The 6,491-nt window shown below is 38.8% G+C and carries 9 protein-coding genes; all 9 read right to left on the bottom strand.

Features of this window, described 5'->3' with window-relative positions:
- Positions 1-110 precede the first annotated feature (110 nt).
- Complete coding sequence (locus VNE01S_RS19650; RefSeq protein WP_245649913.1) at positions 111-623, bottom strand: hypothetical protein; 513 nt, start codon at positions 621-623, stop codon at positions 111-113.
- A 52-nt stretch (positions 624-675) separates the two neighbouring features.
- Positions 676-945 (bottom strand): Txe/YoeB family addiction module toxin, encoded by a 270-nt coding sequence (locus VNE01S_RS18380; protein WP_005464459.1) that lies wholly within the window; start codon positions 943-945, stop codon positions 676-678.
- Positions 938-1,192, bottom strand: a complete 255-nt coding sequence (locus VNE01S_RS18375; RefSeq protein WP_053397282.1) for a type II toxin-antitoxin system Phd/YefM family antitoxin — start codon at positions 1,190-1,192, stop codon at positions 938-940. Before VNE01S_RS18375 ends, VNE01S_RS18380 begins: the two co-directional genes overlap by 8 nt.
- A 226-nt stretch (positions 1,193-1,418) precedes the next feature.
- A complete protein-coding gene (locus tag VNE01S_RS18370; RefSeq protein ID WP_025555179.1) occupies positions 1,419-1,790 on the bottom strand; it encodes a hypothetical protein in 372 nt (123 codons plus the stop codon).
- A 2-nt stretch (positions 1,791-1,792) separates the two neighbouring features.
- Positions 1,793-2,008 carry a hypothetical protein gene (locus VNE01S_RS18365; RefSeq protein ID WP_025611452.1) on the bottom strand — a complete coding sequence of 72 codons (216 nt, stop codon included), beginning with the start codon at positions 2,006-2,008 and terminating at the stop codon, positions 1,793-1,795.
- A gap of 172 nt (positions 2,009-2,180) precedes the next feature.
- Positions 2,181-3,407 (bottom strand): hypothetical protein, encoded by a 1,227-nt coding sequence (locus VNE01S_RS18360; protein WP_053397283.1) that lies wholly within the window; start codon positions 3,405-3,407, stop codon positions 2,181-2,183.
- 736 nt (positions 3,408-4,143) lie between these two features.
- Complete coding sequence (locus tag VNE01S_RS19500) at positions 4,144-4,581, bottom strand: hypothetical protein (RefSeq protein ID WP_053397284.1); 438 nt, start codon at positions 4,579-4,581, stop codon at positions 4,144-4,146.
- 151 nt (positions 4,582-4,732) lie between these two features.
- On the bottom strand, positions 4,733-6,037 hold the full coding sequence (locus VNE01S_RS18350) for an SIR2 family NAD-dependent protein deacylase (protein ID WP_042602328.1): 1,305 nt from the start codon (positions 6,035-6,037) through the stop codon (positions 4,733-4,735).
- 148 nt (positions 6,038-6,185) lie between these two features.
- Positions 6,186-6,491, bottom strand: a 306-nt coding sequence (locus VNE01S_RS19540; protein ID WP_061781659.1) for a hypothetical protein, incomplete at its 5' end; no start/stop codon positions are given.

Here is a 6,491-nt window from a genome sequence, read left to right as displayed (position 1 = left end):
TTGTTAAGGTGTGAGGTACGCAATACCGAAATTTCCGCATAACACCTTAACCACTAAACCCAACGCATAGTAAAAATGCCACGCGTGCCGAATCACTCTTGAACAATTTGTTATGTGCGAACTATTTTGTCCCAGCGTTCTAAGTGAGATTCAAAGCTAGGTCTAACAACATAACACCCTTTTTCTTTCGACTTTTGAGATACATATAACTTGGATTTGTTATCTCTGATATGGTCAACCTCACTTTTAGTCATTATATATGTCTTTGTTTCTCCGACATCTACCACGACTAAAACCAAATAGTCATAACCTTTATCAGTTATATCCGTTGCATTGTTAGTGCTATCATTTTGTAGGTTGGTGGATTTTACTTGAAGTCTTTTTACAACTAAATCTTTGAGAACAACTGTAATATCATAATTCTCTTGATTGCTTTTAATAGCTAGGTAAGACTCAATATTACGCCTCAAAAGCTCCGCAAGAACAAAATGCTCTCCGAATTTTCCTATAAATTCCAATGTACCTCCTAGCACATAACGCCCGCTTAAGTGGTGAGCAACGCAATACCGATGTTTCCGCATACCACCTAAATCACTAAATTGTCCGCAAACCACAAATGCCACGCGTTGCGAATCCGTCTTAAAGCGTTTGTTAGTTGCCTGACGATGAAGCCATTTAGTAGTGGTAACGACACGAAATTATTGTGATTGCTTGGTCATCTACGGCATAAACAAGCCTATTAGTGTCATCAATACGACGAGACCAAAAACCAGATAGGTTTTCCTTTAGTGGCTCAGGTTTACCAATGCCCTCAAATGGAGAGCGTTTAACATCGTTGATAAGCTTATTGATGCGTTTTAAGGTTTTCTTATCTTGAGTTTGCCAGTACAGGTAATCATCCCAAGCATCGTCAGTCCAAGATAGTAAACGTTGACTACTACTCATCAATTAACTCTCGTGCTGTTGTCTTACCAGCACGATACTGCGCTATTGAACGATTTAAATGCTCCGCATTTTGAGGTGAGCGAAGTAAGTGAACTGTTTCCATTAGGCTATTGTAATAGTCTAGGGACATAACAACTGCATCTTCAGAGTCACGGCGAGTAATTACGGTTGTGTCAGCATCATTCACGACACCATCTAAAACCGCTTTGAGACTATTTCTAGCTTCAGTAAAAGATACGATTCTCATAAGAACCTCCATATGTACAATTAATGGAACAAGTATAATCTAGCGACTTCAACTTGTACAGTTAGTTGAACATGCGATATTCACAAGGCAACTAACGCCGCGTTAAGGGGTGCAGGCACGCAATACAAAAGCTACCGCACAGCGCCGGAATCACTAGACCCAACGCAAACTAAAAATGCCACGCGTGCCAAATCCCTCTTAAACGCTTTGTTAGCGCGCTATTAAATTAAACAAGAAATTCTTTGGGGTCCTTTGACTTCCAGTCCTTTTTCCTCATTACCGTAATAACTATATTTTCTTGATGCTCATCACCATCAACGTGAATCTTATTAACAGCACAAGGCATATTTATATGCGAAACCGTACACCTAATATTAAAAGTATCATTGTGACTCAACTTCTTAAGCGCCCCTACATGTAATGCTGTTAACCTATTAAATATAGAGTTAAGCTCAGCAATCATTATCAATGGATTATTACGCGTGTCATTCATTCTATCTTTAACAAAGTGCTTAGATAACTTAAATGACATTTTATGGCGACGTAAAATCTCATTTACTGAACTTTCGAGCGCAGCTATTTGAGCTTGTGAAATCATGCTTACCCCTCCATAAAGCTACGATAAAGCTCTTCAAGCTTCGAGTTCAATTCAGAGTCACTTTTCGCAGAAATTGAGCCAATTAACTCTGATTCACTTATATTTCCTAGCCTCACATCAAAGTTTTCATTATCAAAACTATCAACGAAAATATAAATTTCACTCCCCTCATCAAAGAATGAAGCAAAGTTATCATTAACAGACATATTAAATTTCATCTTTTCCTCTTAATAATGTTTATAAATATCATGTCGACTTAGCGCGCTAACGCCGCATTAAGGTGTGAGCAACGCTACCACAAAACTTAACCATACCACCGTAAACACAAACCCAACGATGGAATGAGACATGCCAAGCGTTGGGAATCACTCTTAAATGCTTTGTTAGCTTTTATCTTGGTGTGTGATATAGCATGATCGCAAGCTTCACTGATCGGTTCCTATCGCCGTCAAGATGAAACTCGTAGTTAAGCCATGTTTCATCTTTTTCACCAACGTACTTGAGAAAGTTGGAGTGTCTTGGTGCTGCCTCTTTCGCAGTTTTAACAACACTACTAAAATCTTTATTTGGCACAAACATAATTACAGCAGCTTTTGAGTCCCGCCAGGTTAGATAGCCTAAAAGCTGAGTTATTGTAGATACAAAGCTTTTCTCGCCTTTCCAAAACTTACACTCACCAATAAATACATTTGTTCCTTCATGCCTGAGTAATATATCGGTTTTGCCAGTTTTATTGAATGTTTCTCCGGTAGCAGAACCTTCAAAATTTGGCTCTAACATCATTAAAAAATGATCTCTAAGATGCTCTTCTTCCTTACCCGCGTACAAGCTAGGCAACCGCTCAAACTCTTTTCCCACATCATGGATCAATTTCAATATATCTGTATATGTACTCTGGTCTAAGCTTGGTTCTGGTGTAAATCCAGCTTCCTTTACGCTTGGCTTGTTTAAAATAGTTTTTTTCCTCTTTTGAGGACTCGGAATAGAAAATGTTTCTGATGCAGCACTAGATTTCTTTATTGGAACACCTAATGACGCGAGTACCCCAGAGCTCTTTTGAATTCTCTGCTTTCGTGCATTAAATGCATTACGAATATGTTGCTGTAAACTAGCATTAGCTCTTTCTACTTCAGCTTTAACGTTGCCATACTGCTGCAATATATTTCTGATGTTTTCATCCTTTCTACGAACTATCTCATCCGCATCGTCTCTGAAGTTAATTATTTCAAAACAAAACTCATCACGACTAACTTCGATCTCCATCGTCCATAATATTCTAGAACTCGGGATACAATGGAGCAATTGAACATTTCCGCTTATTGGCACATGAAATTTGATAACATCTTTCTTATAAGACTTCCCTGAATAAACATGAAAATCGCGAGGAAAATACTCAGCTGGTATCATTTGCTCGCTAGAAGAAGCATAAATGTCGTCAATGTAAATTTCTAAACCTTCCACCGTTGCTTCTGACACTTTGTGAGCAACGTAATCATCTTCGTTTACGTTTAGAATGTAGTCATCCCTTTCGGATTCGATTGAGAAAGTAGCATTTGATTTACTTGCCTCAAGAAAATCCCCAAGATCCCTTTCTCCGAAAACTCTACTTTTTCTCATAACCGCTAAATTCTCCTTAAAAGCTAACGCCCTGTTAAGGTGTGAGCAACGCAATACCGAAGCCGCCGCATACCACCTTAAACACTAAAACCAACGCATAGTAAAAATGCCACGCGTTGCGAATCACTCTTAAACAGTTTGTTAGTCGCGAGGCACTGAGCGACAATTTTAAGCCGAACTAAACTTTGCGAACAACTAACTTTATGTGCTTTGATGCACTTAAGTCAGGCGTAGTTTCACCGCGGCTACTCAATGCAACCACTTGGAACAACCAACGCCGTAGAAAACGGACTGACAACACCCAAAAGCGCTTTTGGAAGAACTAATCTGGCAGTGCGGACTTTCAACAAAGTCACTGAAACCACGTGGAACTTACAACACCAGAGAAAACGTCCTTTCAGCAAGTAAATAAGCCTTTAAACCAAAAAACTCACCGAGCAGATTTGCAACCAAAAACAGATTTTCGATTGCCCCGCTCTATCACCACCAAAGAACGAAACAACCGCTTGGAAAATAGCAGTGCATTGATTTAGAGCCGATGAAACAAAGCTTTGACCGTCGAAGATGAAACTATGAACCAAACAACCAGTAGCCAAGCTTTGAGCTTAAAAACATGATTTTGACTGCTAGCTTTTTCTGGCGACTAACGCTTTGCTAAGGTGTGAGTAACGCAATACAAAAGCTACCGCACAGTGCCTTAAACACAAAAGTCACCGCATAGTAAAATTGCCACGCGTTACGAATCACTCTTAAGCAACTTGTTAGCTGAACTTTCTTTCGGTGTATCAGCTTGTTGAATGACTTCGTTGGTTTCAACTTTTGGTGCTTCAACACTTATCTTCGGGTTAGACATAGTCTCTTTTAGTTCTTGCAGAAGCTCGATCTGAGACTGCTCCCAACTACTACTAGAATCCATCGACGAATAAGAAACAAAAAGCGCCGCAAAAGACACGAGCAAAGATAAAATACTAATGAAAAGTGTCAATCTGAATACTTTCTTATTCTGCCGATTTTGTAACTCAGCTTGACCCAATTGTATTAACGGTACATATGCTGAAGTAAAATTTGTATTACCCCGAAACTTCACAATTTCATCGGAGTATTCTTTAATATGTTGCTCAATCTGCCTGTCGGTTAAACGACTTGGATAACCCTCAGTAATATATGCCGCCATATTTAAATAAACCTCCTGTTCAGCTAACGCCCAATTAAGGGGTGAACAACGCCTCCACCCAAACCTTAAGCATTGTGTCATAAACACTAAAACTGAAGTAGAAGCAAAAGTGCCAAGCGTTGTGAATCCCTCTTAAATTGCTTGTTAGAAATTATTGTTCGATCACTTCACTGCCATCAGAGTTTACACCCACTCCAATCATATAGTTGTATACCATCACGCGATTATCATAGGTCAAATCACACCAATGATTTTTCCAAGCCTTAAAAGCATGCCATGACAAACCCAGAGTTTGTTTTTTAGACATGTTATTAAAAGAGCGTTCTACAGCTTTTAAGTATGTCTCCTCAAGTGGAGTACCCGATATATCCATAATAGAACCGAGGTGAATAAGCCATTTTGCCAATTGAACATACTGATCCCAGGCTCCTGACTCTGTTGTGAACCCTCGCTTTCTTTCTAGTACATCAAGTAAAACTTCCATCACACTTTGGTGTGAGACAATGATTCCGTTCGACGATAAAAGCGCAAGAATTTCAAAAAATGAATCGCTCTTCTTAAGATAAGCATCAGTGAATTTTTTCTTCTTTTCCAACACTGGTAGCAACAGTGATTCGTATTTATCAACTCTCGGACTAATCTCACTATGCTTTTGGGATAGTGCCGTAAAGAACTCATCAACTTCAACACCATCTATTACTCTTAAGCCATATGAACGGTCATAGTAATCTTTGATGTGCTGATCTACGGAGCTCCTCGATAAATAAAATAAGTGTTGCCTATTTATATCGTGTTGACGATTGCTACGTAACTTATTCAATATTGATTTAAAGTTAATATCACCCAACGAATATCCAATAATTACTACTGTATTTTCTTCAAATAGAGTTTCAACTTTATGTGAAAAGTAATCAGGTCTGTTGATAAAACGATAGTAATCATCTGCTGTTACTATCATTTTTTTGGGGTACTTAACTGAACCGTGAACATGATAAACCTGTGTTCCTTTTGGCTGCCTATGTATAGGATAACCTATTGCATATGATGTGACAGGAAGTCCATCTAAAACTTGTTTTTCTAACAACAAATCATAATTTGTTGTCATAAACTTCAAACCATCATTGTTCTTTATAAACTCTATCGCTGGCTTATCAAAATTTGAAATTTTGATAGTATCAATGACCTTAGCAATTTCTGCATGCAAGCAAAGTCCTTTGGTGTGCATCTTTGCTTGTATAATGCTTGCACACTCTTCTAAAGGCATAATTGGCTTATCATCAGGAAATAACTGTTCAATTAGCTCATCGCCACCATCGATTTGTTTAGCACAATCTTTCAACAGGCTTAGCCAACTCGGAGCTGCACCATCTGTAAGGTACATAGAAAACCCAGTACCTACAAAAAAACTCAATGATTTCGACTCTAGAGCAAATGCTAATTCAAAATATGGTTCCACTGTACTTCCTATAATTTCTAACGCCGCGTTAAGGGGCAGCAACGCGCTACCACTAAACTTCAATTTAACACCGTAAACACAGATACCAAGATTTAAACCAAAGTCGCCACGCGTTGACTGTCCCTCTTGAACGCTTTGTTAGGCATAACTACTTGTTTGCCATATAGTTTGGATTACCAGCCAAATAGCTAGTATTGTCAAAGCTTGGTTTAGCACATCTTACTGCGCCATCTAACATTGCTAATTGCTGAAATTCCGAAGTAAGAAACAGCTTTATGTGGCAATGGAGGTCTTGGGATTCGTGCCTAAATACTGCAACCAAGTACTCTGGGCTACCGGCTTGTTCATAAACTTTGGTCAGATGACATTGATATTCGCTTAATACCGATTGTGATATAAGCGCGTCGCCCAAATTCACAGAAAACCACTCAAATGTAGAAATCATAATGTTCTG

This window comes from Vibrio nereis NBRC 15637 (assembly GCF_001591105.1).
Classification (GTDB): Bacteria; Pseudomonadota; Gammaproteobacteria; order Enterobacterales; family Vibrionaceae; genus Vibrio; species Vibrio nereis.
The sequence above is the reverse complement of the archived record's forward strand: the minus strand, read 5'-3'. Positions and strand labels throughout refer to the sequence as shown.

Coding starts and splice junctions, on each gene's coding strand:
- VNE01S_RS18380 (WP_005464459.1), bottom strand. CDS start 945: ATGAGTAGTAGTCAACGTTTACTATCTTGGACTGACGATGCTTGGGAT.
- VNE01S_RS18375 (WP_053397282.1), bottom strand. CDS start 1,192: ATGAGAATCGTATCTTTTACTGAAGCTAGAAATAGTCTCAAAGCGGTT.
- VNE01S_RS18370 (WP_025555179.1), bottom strand. CDS start 1,790: ATGATTTCACAAGCTCAAATAGCTGCGCTCGAAAGTTCAGTAAATGAG.
- VNE01S_RS18365 (WP_025611452.1), bottom strand. CDS start 2,008: ATGAAATTTAATATGTCTGTTAATGATAACTTTGCTTCATTCTTTGAT.
- VNE01S_RS18360 (WP_053397283.1), bottom strand. CDS start 3,407: ATGAGAAAAAGTAGAGTTTTCGGAGAAAGGGATCTTGGGGATTTTCTT.
- VNE01S_RS19500 (WP_053397284.1), bottom strand. CDS start 4,581: ATGGCGGCATATATTACTGAGGGTTATCCAAGTCGTTTAACCGACAGG.